Genomic DNA, 19,812 nt, shown 5'->3' with positions numbered 1-19,812 from the left:
CTACGCTTGTCTTCTCGGTGACCGCCACGGTCGCCCTTCGCGTCACGGCCCCGCCGTTGCGACCCCGCTCCAGTGCTGTGCGCCCTGCCGGTGTTGTCGCCCAGGCAGAAGTCCGACCGGCGCCCTCTGGAGACAGCCATGAATCAAGCCCAGATCCCCTTCGATACCGACCCGCTGGAAACGCGGGAGTGGCGTGAATCGCTGGAGGCGGTGATGCAGGCCGGCGGCCGGCCGCGCGCGCACTACCTGATCGACCAGCTGAGCGAGCTGGACGCCCAGCAGCATGGCGACCTGCATACCCGTGCCTGGACCGCGTACGTCAACACCATCCCGCCCGAGCGCCAGCCGGCCTACCCGGGTGACCTGGCCATCGAGCGCCGCCTGAACGCGATGATCCGCTGGAATGCGATGGTGATGGTGCTGCGTGCCGGCAAGCATTCCAACGTCGGCGGCCACATCGCCACCTACCAGTCGGCGGCAGTGCTGTACGACGTGGGTTTTGATCATTTCTTCCGGGGCCGTACCGACACCTTCGACGGCGACATGATCTACATCCAGGGTCATTCAGCGCCAGGCATCTACGGCCGCGCCTATGTGGAAGGCCGCGTCGATCCGGCGCGGATGGACAACTTCCGCCGCGAAGCGGGCCGCGAGGGCCTGTCCTCGTATCCGCACCCTCGCCTGATGCCGGAGTTCTGGCAGTTTCCCACCGTGTCGATGGGCCTGGGCCCGCTGACCGCCGCCTACCAGGCGCGCTACATGCGTTACCTGGAATACCGCGGTCTGAAAGAACACCAGGGCCGCAAGGTCTGGGCCTTCCTCGGCGACGGCGAGATGGATCAGCCCGAATCGCTGGCGGCAATTTCCCTGGCCGGTCGCGAGCGGCTGGACAACATCGTGTTCGTGGTCAACTGCAACCTGCAGCGCCTGGACGGTCCGGTGCGCGGCAACGCCAAGGTCATCCAGGAACTGGAAGGCACCTTCCGCGCGGCCGGCTGGAACGTGATCAAGCTGATCTGGGGCAGCGGCTGGGACGACCTGCTCGCCCGCGACCACAGCGGCCTGCTGCGCCAGCGCATGATGGAATGCGTGGACGGCGACTACCAGACCTTCAAGTCGCAGAACGGTGCCTACGTGCGCGAGCATTTCTTCGGCCGTTATCCCGAGCTGCTGGAGCTGGTCGCGCACATGAGCGACGACGACATCTGGGCGCTGGCGCGTGGCGGCCATGATCCGCAGAAGGTGTTCGCCGCCTACCAGCAGGCAGTGAACACCAGCGGCCGGCCGACCGTGATCCTGGCCAAGACGGTCAAGGGTTTCGGCATGGGCGAAGCCGGCGAAGGCCAGAACATCAACCACCAGCTGAAGAAGATGAGCGCCGACGCGGTGCGCGCCTTCCGCGACCGTTTCAACCTTCCGGTCAGCAATGAGCAGCTGGAGGAGATGCCGTACCTGCGTCCTGAGCCGGGCAGCGCCGAGGCGGCCTACTTCGCCGAACGCCGCCGCATCCAGGGCGGGCAGCTGCCGGCGCGCCTGGCCAAGGTCGATCCGCTGCCGCTGCCGCCGCTGTCGATCTTCAACACCCAGCTGCAGGGCAGCGGCGATCGCGGCCAGTCCACCACCATGGGCTTCGTGCGCATCCTCACCAGCCTGCTGAAGGACCCTGAACTGGGCAAGCTGGTGATTCCGATCGTGCCCGATGAATCGCGCACCTTCGGCATGGAAGGCCTGTTCCGCCAGATCGGCATCCATTCGTACCTGGGCCAGCTGTACACCCCACAGGATGCCGGCCAGCTGAGCTACTACAAGGAAGCCAAGGACGGCCAGATCCTGCAGGAAGGCATCAACGAATCCGGTGCGATCTGTTCGTGGATCGCCGCGGGTACCGCCTACAGCAACCACGGGCTGGCGACGATTCCGTTCTACATCTTCTATTCGATGTTCGGCCTGCAACGCGTCGGTGACCTGGCCTGGGCCGCCGCCGATGCGCGCACCCGCGGCTTCCTGCTCGGCGCCACCTCCGGCCGTACCACGCTGATGGGCGAAGGCCTGCAGCACGATGACGGCCACAGCCACGTGCTGTCGTCGGTGATTCCGAGCTGCGTGTCCTACGACCCGACCTACAACTACGAGCTGGCGGTGATCATCCACGCCGGCCTGCGCCGCATGTACGTCGAGCAGGAAGACATCTACTACTACATCACCGTGCTCAACGAGAACTATCCGCAGCCGGCACTGCCCGAGGGCACCGAGGCTGGGATCCTGAAGGGCCTCTACCTGCTGCGCCCGGCAGCCGCAAGCAGCACTTCGCAGCCACGCGCGCAGCTGATGGGCAGCGGCTCGATCCTGCGCGAAGTGGAAGCAGCAGCCGAACTGCTGCAGCAGGACTTCGGCGTCGCCAGCGATGTGTGGAGCGCGACCAGCCTGACCGAACTGCGCCGTGACGGCCTGGCAGCCGAACGCTGGAACCTGCTGCATCCGGCCGAGGAGCCGCGCGTACCCTACGTGCAGCAGTGCCTGCAGGGCCACGAAGGGCCTGTGGTGGTGGCCACCGACTACATGAAGATCGTCGGCGACCAGATCCGTCCCTTCATCAACGACCGCCGCTTCACCGCCTTGGGCACCGATGGTTTCGGCCGCTCCGACACGCGTGAATCGCTGCGCACGTTCTTCGAGGTGGATCGCCACTTCATCGTGCTGGCGGCCCTGAAGTCACTGGCCGATGAGGGCCGCATCGAACGTTCGCGGATGCAGGAGGCCATCGACAAGTACGGCATCGACACCGGCAAGCGCGATCCGGCGGCGGTGTAAGGCTGCTGCATTCACCACGCCCGTTCTGCGGGCGTGGTGCCGGCGGCAATGCTAGGGCATCCGCTTGAACAGATTGGTCTGCAGTATCGGCGTACCGTCGTGGCCGTAGAACGCCTTGGTCTCGGTCATCGTCGAGCGATCGGCCGCCACGGTGTAGATGCGTGTGGAGGCCGGCGTACCGTGGTCCACCAGCTGCATCACCAGCGTGTTCGGCGCTGGCAGTTTCAGGTTGGCCTTGTCCGCACCGTAGGTGCCGGACAGGGGACCTGGCGTGCCATCCAGCGCCAGCGTGCCATCGGACTTCATGGTATTGCCATCGTGCAGCACGATGTCCACGTGCGAACTCCAGCGGCCGCCACCGGCATCCTTGAATTCGAGTACTACCTGCTTTGGACGCTGCGCCTGCGGCAGCGCCGAGGTGGCGATATCCAGCGACCAGCGCCCCAACAGCGGCGAAGGAGATGCCTCCATTGCCAGCGCCGGAACGGCGGGGAGTGAAAGCGCAGACAACAACACAGCGGACAACAGCTTCATACGTTGCTCCATTCGACGAAGAAGGCTCTGCGTGAGGCGTTGTGGGGCGCAGCACGGTCAATGCTGCTCGCCCACGGCGTGTGCTGCAAGCCACTCGCTGAATGGCCGACCTCACGCCATGTCAGGCCGCTGTCACACAGGGGTAGTAGAACGATCCCGGATCTCCGGCCTCCTCCCCCAAAAACAGCGTTGAACGCGCAGCCATCGCTGCGGCAGCTCTATGCCGCCGGCCACTTCGCCCGCACTCTGTCCTGGTCGTTCGTGGACCTGGCGCTGGGCTACTACCTGCACGTCCGGCTGGGACTGTCGGCTGACCACACCGGCCAGCTGCTGGCCATCTCACTGGCCTACAGCAGCGTGCTCGATCTGCTGTTGGCCGCCGTGTTCACGCGCCTGCACGACCAGCGTCGCCTCGCCTTGCGCCTGCAGCTGGTCGGGGGCCTCGGTACCGCGGCCAGCGCCTGCCTGCTGTTCAGCCCGAGCACCGCGACCGAGCCGGCCTTCCTGCCGCTGCTGGCCGCCTCGCTGTTGTTCCGTACCTGCTACGCGGTTTACGACGTGGCCCAGAATGCACTGACTTCGCTGTTGCCCCGCGACGAGAACGAGGCCATGCGCTACGTTTCCGCCCGCGCGGTAGTGGTACCGATCTCCAAGGTGTGCATCGCTGCAGCACTGTTCGGCGTGGTCGGTGCACCTGAATCCGCAGGAGGTGGCAGCGCGCTGCTGATCTGCATGATCATCGGCATCCTGATCGCGGCCGCCGCGCTTCCCCTGGCCTGCGTCGCCACGCCCGCACAGCCCGCCACAGCCATCAGGCCCGTTGCCGGCGCCCTGCCGCTGCCGGCACTGCTGCCGGTTCTGCTGGCTGCAGCGGCAGAAACGGCGCTGGTGGGCCTGGCCGGGCGCCTGTTTCCCTTTGCCGACCAGGGCGCAGCGCTGACCTTCGCCATGGTCGCGGGCATGGTGGTCGCGCCTTGGCTCCATCTGCGCCTGCGCCCCCCGCTGTGCAGCGAGACAGGCCTGATTGCGCTGATGTCGGTGCTGGCCATCGCTGCCGTCTGCGTTTACCAGGCCAAGCCCTCCCTGCCTGTAGCGATTGCGTGTGCCGCTGTCCATGGGGCGGCGGTGGCCAGTGTCGGCCTGGTGCTGTGGCGGCGCACCGCGCTGATCGCCCGTCGCCATGCCGTCCGCAGCGGACGTGAGGATGACCTGAGCTGTTTTGCCCTGCTCACTGGAACCATGAAACTGTCCATTGCCGCCTCCTCATTGCTGCTGGGCCAGCTGCTGCCCGGCATACAGGCAGGTGATCCGGTCACCTCTGCCGCACTGGTCTCGCTGGTTGCCGTCGGCAGCCTGCTGTCGCTGGCCGCATTGGCCTGGCCAGTCGCGCCGCCGCGTACCGAAGGCCTGCGCCCATGAACCTGGCTCCCACATCGCGGCTGCGCCGCAAACCGCTGATCGCGCTGGATGCCGACCACAAGCGCATCATCTGGCTGTTGCGCACGATGGGAGCCGTTCCCCGCATCACCATTGCCCATCACTTAGGCATGCACAACGGTGCGTTGACCCGCCTGGCGCGTGAACTGCTGATGCTGGAAGTGATCGAGGAACAGGGACAGCTGTCCGATGGCCAGCGCGGCCGACCCTCGGTGCCACTGGCGCTTTCCGGGCGGGGCGGCTATGCCGCCGGTGCCACGGTACATCCCGGTTGGCTGGAGATCGCGCTGGTGGATTTTGCCGGCCAGGTCATCGCCCGCGATGCAACCGCATTCGACAGCGCAGATCCCTACGACTTCGTGCACGCGGTGGACCAGCGCCTGCGCAGCCTTACCAGCCGCACCGGGCTCATGCGCGCGCGCTTCCTGGGCCTCGGCGTGGCGGTTCCCGGGCCCGTGGTCGAAACCGGGCCTGCGCGCAGGCACGCGGTGGACTGGTTGCACGGTTGGCGCGATATCGACAACGACCAGTTCTTCGAAGATTACTTCGGTTTCCCGGTCTGGGTGGAGAACGATGCGACCCTGGCGGCGCTGGCGGAGTACTACGACAGCGGGCTGATCCGCGACTGCGCCTCGGCGCTGCTGCTGTATGTAGGCCACGGCGTGGGCGGCGGCGTGATCCATCGGCGCGACGTGATGCGCGGTGAGTTCGGCAATGCCGGGGATATCGGTCGCTTGTTCCGCATGGACGCACCGCGCCCCTCGGGCATCGACCTGCTGGCCACGTTGCGCGACGCCGGCGCCGGCATTCCTTCACTGTTCGAACTTGAGTCCTGCCTGGAAACCCATGCCGGCATCATCAATGCCTGGGCAGAACGTGCGGGCAACCAGCTGGGCGTGGCGGCCAATACCGGTGTGGCGTGGCTCGATCCCGGCGCCGTGATCCTGTCCGGTTCACTGCCCCGGCAGGTGCTGCAAGCATTGGGACAGCATCTGCAGCAGCCAGCACGCTGGAGTAGTGCGCTGGACAGCCTGCGCCTGCCACAGGTGCATGTGTCGCGGCTGGGAGGGTCTGCGGTATCGGTGGGTGCGGCCCTGCTGCCAATCCACCAGTTGGGTGCCGATGCCGCCGCTTAATTGTTTATTTCCGCCGAAGTAAACAATTCCGTCATCGCCCGGACCTACCGTGCAGCGGTCCCCCCTTCCCTGCATGGCCGCCCTCCGATGAACATCAGCCCCCTGGTCCTGGGAATCTCCCTGGTCCTGATATCCCTGCACGGCACTGCATCTGCGCAGGACGCGCCGGTGCAGAAGCAAGACACGGCCGACGCAGCAACACTGGATGCAGTGGTGGTTACCGGTGCGGCACGCACCCAGCGTCGCTTCGATGCGTCCTTCGCGGTCAATTCACTCAGCCGCGAAGACGTGCAGAAGCTCGCACCGAAAAGCTACGCCGACCTGCTCGGGTCGGTGCCCGGCATCCATGTCGAGGCCACCGGTGGTGAAGTACAGAACATCACCCGGCTGCGCGGCATTCCAACCGATCGTGGCTTCATCGCCTTCCAGCAGGACGGCCTGCCGCTCTACCAGGAGCTGGATGGCCACTTCTTCAACTCCGGCGACGGCATGAACCGTTTCGACGTGATGAACCAGCGCGTGGAGATCGTACGCGGTGGCCCGGCACCGATCTATGCGAGCAGCGGCGGCGCCATCGTCAACAACATCCTCGCCGAGGGTTCCGAAGACACGCACGGCAAGGCGCAGTTGACCATCGGCGATACCGGCCTGTACCGCGGCGAGATGTACCAGTCGGGCGCGCTCGGCAAGGACACCTTCTATGCCGTCGGTGGCTTCCTGCGCCAGCACGATGGCTACCGCGACAACGGCTTCCCGAATGACAAGGGCGGGCAGATCCGCGGCAACATCAAGCACTACTTCGACGACACCAGCTGGTTCAAGATCAGCGGCACCTTCGTCGATGACCACAATACGTTCTACCTGCCGATCCCGGTTGCCGATCCGCGCAATCCCAGCGTTCCACTGGACCCGTACATCGACTACTTCGACGGTACGCTGAACTCGCCCTCGCTGCGCAGTGTCAACCTGAAGTACCTCGATGGCGGCGGTGCCCTGCAGGGCATGAACCGCGACCTGGCCGATGGCCGGCACATGCGCTTCGGCAACATCGGCTTCCAGTACGAGAACACCGCCAGCGATTGGACGATCTCGCTGAAAACCGGCTACACCAAGGGCCGCAATACCTTCGACGCGCTGTACTCGACCACCAACCCGGTCGACGCACGCAGCTTCGCCAACGGCTATCTGGGCGCGGCCCGCAGCACCTTCGGTGCCGGCGTCGCGCGGATGGGCTACGCGCTGGCCGGCAGCAACGGCGCCAGTGCCTACGATCCCTACGCCGACTCCGGCCTGGTGATCTCGGCCCAGTACCGTGCTGCTGATTCGGACTTCTACTCCGGCCAGGCCGATTTCAGTGCGACGCGGCTGTTTGAAACGGCCTGGGGCAGCCACGATCTGAACATCGGTGCATACACGGCCTTCTTCGGAACCACCGCTTTCAGCCTGTACCAGGACATGCTGATGGAGATGCGCGGCAAGCCACGCCTGCTGGATCTGGTGGCCTACGGTAACGATGGCGCCCCACTGGGCTATGTCACCGACAAGGGCACGCTGCGTTACACCACCACCCTCAATCGCGGCAAGGTCGATGCCCGCATGTTCGCGGTGTATGCCAATGACACGTGGGCACTGACGGAGCGTTTCAAGCTCGACGCCGGTATCCGCCATGAGCGCTACCGCTATGAAGGCTATGCCGAGCAGACCGCCCAGGTCGACCTCGGCGACCGCAATACACTGGCTGACAACACCACGCGCCGGTTCACCGGCGTCGTCCAGAACCATCGCCTGAACCCGACCGCCACCAACTGGACCGTGGGTGCCAACTACGATTTCACTGCCACCGTAGGCGCCTATGCCCGCGTGTCGCACATGGAGATCGTTCCCAATTCGTCGGTGGCGCGCTCGATCGATCCCACCATCGTGCAGACCCAGCTGGACCAGTACGAGCTGGGCCTGAAGGCAGGGTTCGGCCGGTCCTATCTCTACCTGACCGCGTTCTACACCAAGTTCGATCCACTCAATGCGTCCTTCGTCGCCTTCAATCCGACGACCGGCCGCAATGACCAGTCGGTGCCCTTCATCGGCACCGCCGTCTCGAAGGGCATCGAGCTGGATGGCATGTTCCGGCCGCTGGACTGGTTCAGCATCGCCGGCTCGATCACGGTCAGCGATCCGCAGTACGACAGCCTGCAGAACGATTCCGGCGCCGATCCGGCCGCGGTCAACGGCAAGCAGATCGTCCGCGAACCCAAGCTCTACGGCAACCTGCGGCCGACCTTCAGTTTCCAGCACGGCCAGGACCAGTTCGAGACATGGCTGCGCTATGACGTGGTTGGCAAGTCCTATGTCGATCTGTTCAACCAGACCGCGTTGCCGGCCTACCAGACCCTGGGCCTGGGCATTTCATGGAAGCGCGGCAACTGGGGCGCACAGCTGGTGGGCGACAACCTGACCAATGAAAAGGGGCTCACCGAGGGCAACACCCGTACCGATGCACTGGCTGGCCAGGGTTCGGCCGAGGCAATCTATGGACGGCCACTGTTCGGCCGCAACGTCCGCCTGATGGTGAGCAGGAGCTGGTGATGCACCAACGATTGAGCTTGTCCCTCGCCCTGCTGGCCACGGCTGTGCTGCCGCTTGCGGCAGCCGCCGACGACCGCGACAGCGTGGCCCTCGCCGCGCGCCTGTTTCCGACCCTCGTGCAGCTGAAGCACGATACGTTGCCCGATCGTGCGCGCTCCGCCCTGGCCGAACGCATGCAGCAGCTGGTGGGCTGCCGGACCACTGCCTGCACACTCGAGGCAGCACGCTGGACGCCCGCGCAGGCTGGCCTGTTGAGCGCCGCAGTTCCGGCGCACGCCATGGCCATCGAAAGGGAGCTGGCGGGCCTCAACAACATCCTCTCCGTCTACGGCCACGGCCAGCCGCCCCGCTACGACGCCATCGACGGCCCGGTCGGCGCGGCGGGCAGCACGCGCCTGGCTGGCGATGCTGCAATTGCCATGCAGATGAGCGAGGTGGACGCCGCCGCGGCCTACACCGCATTCGATCGCAGCATCGCGGTGGCAGTGGGCCTGCTCGATGCCAATGATCGTCTCGATGCGATCCGCTTCGAGCCCATCAGCGCGGGAATGAACGCCGCGCCATTCGCACGCGCGCGGCAGCTGGATTGGACCGCGCATCCATACACATCGATCATCGTGCTTGGGCAGGGCCCGGACGAGCTGACCACCCCGCTCAGCGCCGGCAGCAAGCTGCGCCTGAAAGCCGCTGCGCAGCGCTATGCAGCGGGCGATGCGCCTTTCGTCATCGTCTCTGGCGGCGCCGTGCATCCGCGCGGCACCCGCAGCGTCGAAGCCGTGCAGATGCGCGAAGCGCTGATTGCGCGCTTCGGCATTCCCGCAGAGGCGATCATCATCGAGCCCTATGCCCGCCACACCACCACCAACCTGCGCAACGCAGCCCGGTTACTGGCGGCCCTGCAGGCACCGCCACGGCAACCGGCACTGGTGGTCAGCAGTCCATCGCATATCGATTCGGTCGCCAGCAGCGGATTCAGCGAGCGCAACCGTCGTGAGCTGGGCTACGTTCCAGGCAAGGTCGGTTCACGCATTTCGCCGTACGCGATCACCTTCGTGCCAGCGCCCGAATCGCTGCGCATCGATCCGATGGATCCATTGGATCCCTGAAGGGCGCGACGTTACCCTCAGTAGCCGACCTTCAGCGTGAACATCACGTTTCGCGGCGCCCCGTACCAGCCCTGGTTGTAGAAGCCGATCTGCGAGTAGTGGTGGCGGTCGAACAGGTTGTTGATGTTGACCGCCGCAGAGACGTGGGAACTGAACTGGTAGCGCGCCATCAGGTTCACCAGTGCGTAGCTGGGCTGCTCCACCGGCACGCGGCGATTCCCGGGGGCGGTGGCGGTCTGGTACATGCGGTTCTGCCAGTCCACACCGCCACCGAGCGTCAGCCGATCCCAGGTACCGGGCAGGCGCCAGGTGGTGAACAGCTTGAACAGGCTGCGCGGTTTGGCGGTGTTGATCGCCCGTCCCTGTGCATCCTGCGCGCTGAAGGTGGTGAAGCTGGTACCCAGGCTCCAGCCCGGCAGAGGTTCACCGGCCAGCTCCAGCTCCAGGCCGTCCACGGTTGCGCCCTTCACCGCGCGGTAGGCCGCCTGCGTGCTGCCTTCGACCAGACCACCAGTGGCCTCGGCCAGGTTGTCCTGCTGGGTGCGGAACAGCGCCGCCGACGCATTCAAGCGCTCCTGCAACCAGCTGCCCTTGAGGCCCAGCTCATAACTGCGGCCACTGACCGGGTCGAGGATCTGCCCGGATTCATTGCGGTTGTTATGCGGCTTGAAGATGCCGGTGTAGCTGGCGTACACGCTGCTGTAGCCGTTGAGGTCCCAGACCACGCCGGCATAGGGTACGAACTCGTTGCGGTAGCGGTACTTCCGCTTGGCGCCGAAGTAGACCTGGTCGGTCTCCCAGTTGCTCAGGCGGCCACCGACGATCACGTGCAGCGGATCGGCCAACGACAGCCGCGCGACGGCATAGGCACCGCTCTGCTGGTTGTGCAGGTCATCGGCCTGGGTCTTGCTGCTGGCCCATACAGGCTCAGGCGTGCCCGGCCCGTGCCAGTCCAGATAGCTGGCCAACGGCGGCAGCGGCGCCAGTGCGTGGTACTGCCCCAGCGTGATTTCATCACGCGAGCGCGACCAACCGATCGATGCGGTGTGCTGGCGACCGAACAGCTCGAACGGCCCGGACAGGCTGACACTGACCGCCTCGCGGCGCACCGGGCCGTCGTAACGAGTGAAGCTGTTGCCTGTAGGCATGGCGCCGGTAACCGGATCGGGATAGCCGCCCCGGTAGAGATGCTTCATCTCCATATCGGTATGCGAGCGGCTGTAGGACACGCGGGCTTGCCAGTCGTTGCCGAAGCGATGATTGAAATCGAAGAAGCCGTTGCGGGTATCGGTGGTCATCCGTGCCCACGGCGCGGTGGCCGATACCGAGCGGTCGAATCGGGTGCGCGTGCCGTCGGCGTTGAACAGTGCGAAACCGCTGCCGAAGCCTCGGTTGTCGTTGCCCTGGTAGGAGATGCCGGCGATCAATCCAGTGTCCTCGCCCAGATCCACACTGACCACGCCGTAGAGTGTCTTTGCGGTGCTGTCCAGGCCGGCGGTGTAGCTGTCGCCCTCTGCCTGCGCAGCGACCACGCGACCACGCACACGCCCTTCCCGGCTCAGCGGGCTGGACACATCCGCCCACGCGCGGCGCGCGTCCCAGCTGCCGAGGCTGATGCCACCACTGGCAGCGAACTCGCGCAGCGGGCGCTTGCGCACATAGTTCACCGCCGCCGAGGGATTGCCGGTGCCGGTCATCAGGCCGTTGGCACCGCGCACGATCTCGATGCGGTCGTACACCACCATGTCCAGATTGTTCTCGCCGAAATTCCACGGCGACAGCACCGGCATCACCACGCCGTCGAACTGGTAGTTGTCGATATCGAAGCCGCGTGCGGAGAACGAGTAGCGGTTGGCGTCGCTGCGCGTGACCGAGATGCCGGGGGCGGTCGACAAGGCGTCGGCGGTGCTCAGCAGCCCGCGGTCCTCGATCTGCTGGCGGGTAACCACGCTGACCGACTGCGGCGTCTGTCGCGAGGTCAGCGACAGCCCCGTCGCCGTGCCCATGGAATCGGTGGTGTAGGAGCGCGAGCTTTCGGTGCTGCCATCGAGGTCGGCCGTGACCTGCACGGTTGGGAGCTGGGAAGGCGTTACGGAAGGAGCGCGTTCGGCGGCGTGGGCAGCGTTGAACAGCGCCAAGGTCGTGCCGATGGCGGTGGCCAGGGCACATGGGCGGAAACAGGCAGGCATGGGAGATCCAGCAGAAGGGAAAGGCTGGATGAGAATTATTGTCATTTAAGCGTGAGCGCACGTATGCGCGCACGCAGCACGCGTATGCGCACCGCCAGCCGCGATCCGGACTCAGCGGATCTGGCTGGGGGCGATGCCGTAGCGCGTTCGGAACGCGGTTGCGAAATTGGTGGCATGCCGATAGCCGACGAAATGCGCGGCCTGCTGCACGCTGCAGCCCTGCCGCAGTTGCTCGCAGGCCAACTGCAGGCGTCGCTCGCGCAACCACGCGAACACCGAACAGCGGTGCACCTGCTGGAATTTCAGGCGCAGGCTGCTCGGGCTCATGCAGGCCACGCGGGCCAGGTCCTCCAGCCGGTGGTCAGCCGCAGGCGATGCCTGCAGGCAGTCGATCACCCGTTGCAGCATGCGCCGGTCGCGTGGTGAAACACGCAGATCCGGCAGCGCGTCCTGTGCAGACGTACCCAACGCCATCGCCAGCATCTGCAGTCCCACACCCTCGCAGAGCAGCGCATGCATCGCGCCTTGCCAGGTCCCCGACAGCAACTGTTCGGCGGCATGTTCAAGATGCGCGGGTACCTGCCAGCTGTGCAGCCGCCGGCGACCATGGCGACGAGCCTGCAACAGCAGTTCGCTGATCACCGGATCATCCATCTCGGCCGGTGCATCCAGCGAGACATTCAGACTGCGCATCCGTTGACCGGCCGGATGAATCGCAGTCATCGGCGCGGCATCGGCCAACACCATCGCGCCGGCGCCGCGGTTCATGCCGATCACAGCCTGCCCTTCCAGGCGTGCTCCGGCACGGCCTTCCAGCATCACGATCGCAGCGAACGGCGGGGGTGCCTCCGAAGTCGCCTCGAACGGCTGATGCGCGACCACGTCCGACAGCGCCAGGCTGATGCCAGGGCGCAAGCAGCGCTGTTCCACCCTGCCCTCGACCACGCACAGCGCGCCCGAATCCGCGGCGGACGCAAGTGCAGGCAGCCGATAGCGGAAACCGCTGCTGCGGCCCAAGCGGTCCAGGTCGGCAAGGGTAAGGGTGTGCATGGGGCGCCTACGGGAGATCCAACGCCATTGTCATATGAGAACCGCTCTCATCTCCAACCTTCATGGCAAGGCCCAATCTGCCCTTGTCGATACAAATAGTTACGTTATAACATTTCACATCAACTTCACGGATCGTGTCATGCGCCGCCATCTCCTTGCTGCTGCCATTCTGTTCGTCGTCCACAACGCCCAGGCCGCGGACGACCCCACCCTCCCCACCCTCCAGGTCCAGGCCTCCCAACCCTCCCGCATCGACAGCCGGGTCACCGTCGACAATCCGCAGGCGCAGAACCGCACCCTCGGCGGCCTGCTCGAACACGTCTCCGGTGTGCAGAGCACCGCCTTCGGGCCGAACGCGGGCGCTCCGGTCATCCGCAGCCTCAGCGGCAACCGCGTGCAGATCCTGCAGGACGGCCAGTCGATTCTGGGCATGAACGCGATCAGCGGTGACATCAACATCCCGTTCGATCCGCTGTTCGTACGCAGCGTCACCGTCAACAAGTCTTCCGACACCGTGCGCTATGGCGGCAATGCGATCGGTGGCAGCGTGGAGATCGACTCGGGCCTGATCTCGCGCAGCATGGAAGACAAGGACCAGTCGATGGAACTGGTCCTGCGCAAGGGGTTCAACGCGGCCGACGCGCAGGGCTTGCGCATGAACTTCAACAACCAGCGCAACGTGTCCACCAACCTGCAGGTGTCGCGACAGCGGATCTCGCACTACGACATCCCCGGCAACAGCAAGGCCAGCGTCTGCAACACCGGTCTGTTCCCGGCCGCTGGGGGCGTCAACTCGGCCCTGGCCGACGCCTGCCAGAAAGAGGCGCGCGTCCAGCAGATCTACAACAAGGCCTCGCAACCCTACATCGACCAGTTCATGACCGAGAACCCGGACTGGGCCGACGGTGATTTCTCCTTCTATACCAACAGTCCGACCTCGGTCTGGCAGCGCCGTACCTACGTCAATCCGGTCAACCCGGCCTACGTCGCGGGCACGCCCTCATACGTGCAGAAGCAGATAAACAACGATGTGACGCCCGACTACCATCACCGGCTGGGCAACAGCTATGCGCGCAATTCGCAGGTGGCCCTCGGTTCGACGCTGTTCTTCGACCGCGGCTACGTCGGTGTCAGCATCGATGCCAAGGACAGCGAGTACGGCGTGCCGGGCTTTTCGATGCAGAACCTGTCGTTCGGCTCCAACTACGCCGATGGCCTGCCGGTGGGCGTGGTGATCAAGCAGCAACGCTACGCGCTGGAAGCCCTGCTGCGCGATCCGCTGCCCTACGTTGAACGCGCTGAGCTGCGGGTCTCCAAGCTGGACAACACCTCCGGCGAGCGGCTGGGCACAAAAAAAGCCAACGACTACGACTTCGAGAGCACCCAGGCCGAGCTGCTGCTGAGCCATCAGCGGGTCGGCCCGCTGAGCGGCCTGCTCGGTTTCAGCCATCAGTCGCGTGATGTCACCGGCAGCGGCTCGCTGCGCTACCTGCCCGACGTCGACAGCCGCAGCAACGCGGTGTTCCTGAAGGAAACGCTGGACTTCGGCTGGGCGAGCTTCGACGCAGGCGTGCGCCACGAACGCGTGGATCACGAGCTGCAGCCCAGCCGCTTCAAGACCGCGCGCAATGCTTCCAACACGAAACTGCAGGACCGCGACTACCGGCTCAACAGCTACAGCCTGGGCTCATATGTCGAGCTGGGGCCGATGTTCGCGGCCAAGGTGCGTTACTCGTCTTCGCAGCGTGCCCCGGAGATCAACGAGCTGTATGCCAGCAACGCGCACTACTCGGTGATGACCCAGGAAGAAGGCAACCAGGACCTGGAACCGGAACGCGCGAAGAACCTGGAGCTGACCGGCCTGTTCCATCTCGGCGGTTTCGAGCTGTCAGCCACGGCCTACCGGATGAAGTACGAGAACTATCTCTACCTCGGCTACTCCGGCCTGCAGACCGCCAACCGCCTGCCGCTGAAGTACTGGAAGCAGACCGATACCACGGTGAAGGGCTTCGAGATCGACGTGTCGCAGGCCGTGGACCTGGGCCGCTATGGTTCGTTGAATGTCTCCGCCTTCGCCGACCTGGTGAAGAACAAGGCCGACCACCCCGATTCGCTGCGTGCCCACAATGACGGCGAATATCTGCCGAACATGCCAACCAACCGCTACGGCGCTAACCTGCAGTGGCAGCGCGAAGGCTGGAAGGCGCAGTTGTCCAGCACCTACTACGACACCCAGAAGTACCTCGGCCGCAACGTCAGCGAGGAGGTGCCGCTGGATGCGTTCAACATGGTCGACCTGCAGGTCAGCCGTGAGCTGCCGGTGCGCAATGCCTACATTGCCAGCATGGAAGTGTTCGTCAATGGCAGCAATCTGCTCAATGAGGAAGCACGGCCGCACAACTCGCCGCTGAAGTACATTGCGCCGCTGCCGGGGCGTGGTTTCCAGGTGGGTGTGACGGTGAGGCTTTGAGTAGAGATTGAATGAGAACACGCCTGCAGGTGAACAGCCTGCAGGCACTCTGCATCAGAATCCCATCTGGTTGCGCCTCGAACCCCGCTTGATCCACCATCGGCAAAAAGGGAGAGTGCAATGAACTGGATGCAGATGGTTTCACTTGGGCTGTTGCTGTCCGTCTCATCAGGCGCAAACGCCGCCTCTGCGATCACCTACGACAAGGATGGTCGCTTCGGCTATTCGATGAATCAGCGCTCCCTGACCAGCGCGATGCAGCAGTCGCTGCACTACTGCGCAGCGCGATCCCGCAATTGCGGTCAGTCCGCCAGTACGTCCAGCGAAGGCTATTCGGCCATTGCCACAGGCACGATTGCGTTGGGTTTTGCTCTGGGTGAGAAGACCCCGGAAGCCGCGCAGAGGAAGGCAGAAAAGATGTGCAGGGAACGTGCCAACGACTGCACCCTTTCGATGCTGTGGCGGGAAACGCCAACTCCCGAGCTTGAACCGCCAGTGCTCCCTGGCGCACCAGCCCCCGCGCCTGCGGCAACGCCAACACCAACGCCCCGATCGCAGCCCAGGATCGGGACAGTGGATTAGGCATACGCAGCTCTGCGCCGATCTGCCTTTTCGAACATCAGATAAAGAAAAACGCCTGCAGATCGACGATCTGCAGGCGCTTCTTTGTATCTGGCGGAGTGAGAGGGATTCGAACCCTCGATAGAGCTTTTGACCCTATACTCCCTTAGCAGGGGAGCCCCTTCAGCCGCTCGGGCATCACTCCGGGGTTTTCTCCGCGTCTGGTGCGTTGCACCTCAGCGGGGCGTGAATCATAACGTTAATCGAGTGCGAAGGTAAAGCGTTATTCGGCAGAATTTTCACTGCCGGTGCCACCGGCTTCGTCACCACGCTGGATGCGCTGGTAGATCTCTTCGCGATGCACAGCGACGTCCTTCGGCGCAGTGATGCCGATACGCACCTGGTTACCCTTGACGCCAAGCACGGTGACGCTCACCGAGTCACCGATCATCAGGGTTTCGCCGACGCGGCGAGTCAGGATCAACATTTTTGTAAGTCTCCATGGAACCGTGTGGAAGGGTATCCCCCACCGGCTTGACGCTCCGTCAAGAAGCGCTACCACGACAAAGGGAAAAGATTCGCAATGGTACCGTCAGCCGTCCCGCTCCTACAAGGAGGGGGAAGGCGCGGTTCATCACAGGCGGGGGCTGACCCATTCGACGACGGCAGCCAGCGCAGTGGCAAGGGCGGGCCCGTCCTCGCCACCACCCTGGGCGAGGTCCGGGCGTCCGCCGCCCTTGCCCCCGATCTGACTGGCGATATGGGACAACAGTTCCCCGGCCTTGACCTTGCCCATTGCGCTGCCGTTCACACCCGCGACCAGGGCGGCCTTGCCGTCCTGGGCACCGGCCAGCACGATCACCGCGTCGCCCAACTGCTGCTTCAGGCGGTCCATGGCGTCACGCAGGGCCTTGGCGTCGAAACCTTCCAGGCGAGCCGCCAGCACCTTCACACCGGCGACCTCGACGGCCTGGCCGGACAGGTCAGCGGTGGCGCCAGCGGCAACCTTGGCCTTCACGGACTCCAGCTCGCGTTCCAGCTGCTTCTGGCGCTGGCCAAGGGCGCGGATCTTCTCGACCACGTCGGCAGCGCTGCCGCCAAGCAGTTCGGCGGCCTCGGCCAGGCGGGCCTCTTCGGCATCCACGTAGTCCAGCGCACCCTGGCCGGTGACCGCCTCGATGCGACGCACGCCGGCGGAGACGCCGCCCTCGGAGGTGATCTTGAACAGGCCGATGTCGCCGGTACGGTTGACGTGGGTACCGCCGCACAGCTCGGTGGAGTAGTCACCCATCTTCAGCACGCGCACGTGCTCACCGTACTTCTCGCCGAACAGGGCCATCGCGCCGAAGTCCAGCGCTTCCTGCATGCCCATGTTGTGCACTTCGGCAGCGTTGTTGGCACGCACCTGCTGATTGACCTTGCGCTCGATCACCGCCAGCTCTTCCGCGCTGATCGGCTGGAAGTGCGAGAAGTCAAAGCGCAGGCGGTCCGGCGCCACCAGCGAGCCCTTCTGCTGCACGTGGGTGCCCAGCACTTCGCGCAGGGCGGCATGCAGCAGGTGGGTGGCGGAGTGGTTGAGGATGGTGGCGCTGCGACGCTCGCCATCGACCTGGCCGGACAGCACGTCACCAACCTTCAGGCCGCCTTCGGACAGGGTGCCGACGTGGCCATGGAACTGGCCGGCGAACTTCTGGGTGTCGTCCACCGCCAGGCGCACGCCGTTGCCGGTCAGCACGCCGGTGTCGCCGACCTGGCCGCCGGACTCGGCGTAGAACGGGGTCTGGCTGGTGATCACGATGACCGCATCACCGGCATTGGCCGACTGCACCGGACGGCCGTCCTTGAGCACGGCCAGCACGGTCAGGTCATCGGCCTGCAGGCGGTCGTAGCCGAGGAAGCGGGTCGGGCTGAGGGTTGCCACCAGCTCGGCCGGCAGGGTCACGCCACCGCCGAACTTGCCGGCCGCGCGCGCGGTTTCGCGCTGCTGCTCCATCGCCGCATCGAAGCCGGCGATGTCGACGGTCAGGTCGCGCTCGCGGGCGATGTCCTGGGTCAGGTCGAGCGGGAAGCCATAGGTGTCGTACAGGCGGAACGCATCAACGCCGGGGATCACGCCATTGCTGGCCTTGCCGGCAACGTCTTCGAAGATCTTCATGCCGGCGTCGAGGGTTTCAGCGAAACGCTCTTCTTCGGCCTGCAGCGCACGGGTGACGGTATCGACCGCCGCCGGCAGTTCCGGATAGGCCTCGCCCATCTGCTCGACCAGAGTCGGCACCAGCTTGCTGAAGAACGGCTGGCGCACGCCCAGCATCCAGCCGTGACGCAGGGCGCGGCGGATGATACGGCGCAGCACGTAGCCGCGGCCTTCGTTGGACGGCAGCACGCCGTCGACGATCAGGAACGAGCAGGCACGGATGTGATCGGCGATCACCCGCAGCGACTTGTTCTCCAGATCGGCGGTGCCGGTCAGCTCGGACGCCTTGCGGATCAGCGCCTGGAACAGGTCGATCTCGTAATTGGTGTGCACGTGCTGCAGGATCGCCGCCAGGCGTTCCAGGCCCATGCCGGTATCCACGCACGGTGCCGGCAGCGGCACCAGGGTGCCGTCGGGCTGGCGATCGAACTGCATGAACACCAGGTTCCAGATTTCGATGAAGCGGTCGCCGTCTTCATCCGGGGAACCCGGGGGGCCACCGGCGATGTGGTCGCCGTGGTCGTAGAAGATCTCGGTGCACGGGCCGCACGGGCCGGTATCGGCCATCTGCCAGAAATTGTCCGAGGCAAACGGCGCACCCTTGTTGTCACCGATGCGCACGATGCGCTCTTCCGGGATGCCGACCATGTCGCGCCACAGCGCATACGCTTCGTCGTCGGTCTGGTAGACGGTGACCAGCAGGCGTTCGGCCGGCAGTTTCCAGACCTGGGTCAGCAGCTCCCATGCCCAGGCGATCGCGTCCTTCTTGAAGTAGTCGCCGAAGGACCAGTTGCCCAGCATTTCGAAGAAAGTATGGTGACGTGCGGTGTAGCCGACCTGGTCAAGGTCGTTGTGCTTGCCGCCGGCGCGCAGGCAGCGCTGGACGTCGGCCGCGCGCACGTAGCTGCGCTTCTCCGCGCCAAGGAACACGTCCTTGAACTGCACCATGCCGGAATTGGTGAACAGCAGGGTCGGATCATTGCCCGGCACCAGCGGCGCCGACGGCACGATGGTGTGGCCTTTGCCCTTGAAGAATTCAAGGAAGTCGCTGCGGATCTGGGAAGTCGTGAATTTGGCGGATGCGTTCATTGGGGGCTGGCAGTCGGCGGGCCGGCGGACCCGGACCACCGGCCGCAATGGCCAGGGTCGCGCGGGACCGCCGAAAACCTAAAGGGTATCAGGCCCGGCGCCGCCAGTCTCAGTCATCCGGGTCGTAGCGGGTCGCGCGGCGGATGCTGTCCCCGTCGAAGCCCCGTCGGGCCAGCAGGTCCGCAGCCTTGCGACGCTGCGCCAGGTCCTGCGGGCCGGTTTCGCCGAAGCGGCGGCGGACCAGGTCGCGGGCGTTCTCCTGCCAGTCGCCTTCATAACTGTCCATTGCCGCGGCGATCGCCTCGCTGTCCAGGCCATGGGTGCCGAGCTCGGCGCGCACGTGGATCGGCCCGTAGCCGGTATTGGCACGCATCCGCACCAGGTTCTCGGCAAAGCGGGTGTCATCCTGCCAGCCCGCCTCGGTCAGCTTGGCAACAGCGGCTTGCGCGGCCTCATCCTCGATGCCACGGGCGGTCAGTTTGCGGGTCAGCTCTTTGCGCGAGTGTTCGCGGCGGACCAGCAGGCCCAGCGCCCGTTGTACGGGGGTCTGCTCACGCGGCCGTCGCTTGCGGCCGGCGGGAATGTCTTCGGCGTCGGACATCGGTGCTCCAGGGGTGGCGCCATCCGTGGCGCCCTGCCCGTCCATGGGCGA

Annotated in this window: 13 protein-coding genes and 1 tRNA gene; 7 read left to right on the top strand and 7 right to left on the bottom strand. The window is 65.3% G+C overall.

All coding sequences use genetic code 11. The features are described 5' to 3' along the window. Positions 1–138 precede the first annotated feature (138 nt). The gene (aceE, locus tag ACZK2G_RS08120) at positions 139–2,811 is read left to right on the top strand and encodes a pyruvate dehydrogenase (acetyl-transferring), homodimeric type (RefSeq protein ID WP_478475155.1); all 2,673 of its coding nucleotides are present in this window, start codon (positions 139–141) and stop codon (positions 2,809–2,811) included. 51 nt (positions 2,812–2,862) lie between these two features. Here the strand turns inward: aceE and ACZK2G_RS08115 are convergent, their stop codons facing one another. Then, the gene (locus ACZK2G_RS08115; protein ID WP_004152943.1) at positions 2,863–3,345 is read right to left on the bottom strand and encodes a hypothetical protein; all 483 of its coding nucleotides are present in this window, start codon (positions 3,343–3,345) and stop codon (positions 2,863–2,865) included. 189 nt (positions 3,346–3,534) lie between these two features. Between ACZK2G_RS08115 and ACZK2G_RS08110 the strand changes: the two genes are divergently transcribed. The 4 genes from ACZK2G_RS08110 to ACZK2G_RS08095 all read left to right on the top strand — a co-directional run bounded on the left by ACZK2G_RS08110 (position 3,535) and on the right by ACZK2G_RS08095 (position 9,607). Next, complete coding sequence (locus tag ACZK2G_RS08110; protein WP_046985849.1) at positions 3,535–4,764, top strand: MFS transporter; 1,230 nt, start codon at positions 3,535–3,537, stop codon at positions 4,762–4,764. Continuing rightward, the gene (locus ACZK2G_RS08105; protein ID WP_046985848.1) at positions 4,761–5,918 is read left to right on the top strand and encodes an ROK family protein; all 1,158 of its coding nucleotides are present in this window, start codon (positions 4,761–4,763) and stop codon (positions 5,916–5,918) included. Before ACZK2G_RS08110 ends, ACZK2G_RS08105 begins: the two co-directional genes overlap by 4 nt. Positions 5,919–6,086: 168 nt before the next feature. Then, a complete protein-coding gene (locus tag ACZK2G_RS08100) occupies positions 6,087–8,501 on the top strand; it encodes a TonB-dependent receptor (RefSeq protein WP_337301950.1) in 2,415 nt (804 codons plus the stop codon). Continuing rightward, the gene (locus ACZK2G_RS08095) at positions 8,501–9,607 is read left to right on the top strand and encodes a YdcF family protein (RefSeq protein ID WP_478475151.1); all 1,107 of its coding nucleotides are present in this window, start codon (positions 8,501–8,503) and stop codon (positions 9,605–9,607) included. The genes ACZK2G_RS08100 and ACZK2G_RS08095 overlap by 1 nt, the downstream gene beginning before the upstream one ends. A gap of 17 nt (positions 9,608–9,624) precedes the next feature. Here the strand turns inward: ACZK2G_RS08095 and fauA are convergent, their stop codons facing one another. Together fauA and ACZK2G_RS08085 are read right to left on the bottom strand one after the other, a co-directional pair. Then, a complete protein-coding gene (gene fauA / locus ACZK2G_RS08090; RefSeq protein ID WP_478475147.1) occupies positions 9,625–11,796 on the bottom strand; it encodes a TonB-dependent alcaligin siderophore receptor FauA in 2,172 nt (723 codons plus the stop codon). A 111-nt stretch (positions 11,797–11,907) separates the two neighbouring features. Further along, complete coding sequence (locus ACZK2G_RS08085) at positions 11,908–12,846, bottom strand: helix-turn-helix transcriptional regulator (RefSeq protein ID WP_046985845.1); 939 nt, start codon at positions 12,844–12,846, stop codon at positions 11,908–11,910. Positions 12,847–12,985: 139 nt separating this feature from the next. On the opposite strand from ACZK2G_RS08085, the gene ACZK2G_RS08080 reads away from it, so the two are divergent. Both ACZK2G_RS08080 and ACZK2G_RS08075 read left to right on the top strand, forming a co-directional pair. After that, positions 12,986–15,316 carry a TonB-dependent receptor gene (locus tag ACZK2G_RS08080; protein ID WP_478475145.1) on the top strand — a complete coding sequence of 777 codons (2,331 nt, stop codon included), beginning with the start codon at positions 12,986–12,988 and terminating at the stop codon, positions 15,314–15,316. Positions 15,317–15,436: 120 nt separating this feature from the next. Beyond that, positions 15,437–15,898 (top strand): DUF4189 domain-containing protein, encoded by a 462-nt coding sequence (locus tag ACZK2G_RS08075; RefSeq protein WP_136638579.1) that lies wholly within the window; start codon positions 15,437–15,439, stop codon positions 15,896–15,898. Between the two features lie 91 nt (positions 15,899–15,989). Here the strand turns inward: ACZK2G_RS08075 and ACZK2G_RS08070 are convergent. From ACZK2G_RS08070 to recX, 4 genes are all read right to left on the bottom strand, one after another. Further along, a tRNA-Ser gene (locus ACZK2G_RS08070) sits at positions 15,990–16,082 on the bottom strand. A gap of 78 nt (positions 16,083–16,160) precedes the next feature. Further along, on the bottom strand, positions 16,161–16,364 hold the full coding sequence (gene csrA / locus ACZK2G_RS08065) for a carbon storage regulator CsrA (RefSeq protein ID WP_004152909.1): 204 nt from the start codon (positions 16,362–16,364) through the stop codon (positions 16,161–16,163). A gap of 147 nt (positions 16,365–16,511) precedes the next feature. Further along, positions 16,512–19,160 carry an alanine--tRNA ligase gene (gene alaS, locus ACZK2G_RS08060; protein WP_337301954.1) on the bottom strand — a complete coding sequence of 883 codons (2,649 nt, stop codon included), beginning with the start codon at positions 19,158–19,160 and terminating at the stop codon, positions 16,512–16,514. A 109-nt stretch (positions 19,161–19,269) separates the two neighbouring features. Continuing rightward, on the bottom strand, positions 19,270–19,761 hold the full coding sequence (recX, locus tag ACZK2G_RS08055) for a recombination regulator RecX (RefSeq protein ID WP_253078933.1): 492 nt from the start codon (positions 19,759–19,761) through the stop codon (positions 19,270–19,272). Positions 19,762–19,812: the final 51 nt, after the last annotated feature.

Source organism: Stenotrophomonas sp. 107298_Sma, from assembly GCF_056480345.1.
This window is presented reverse-complemented; position numbering and strand designations above follow the sequence as displayed.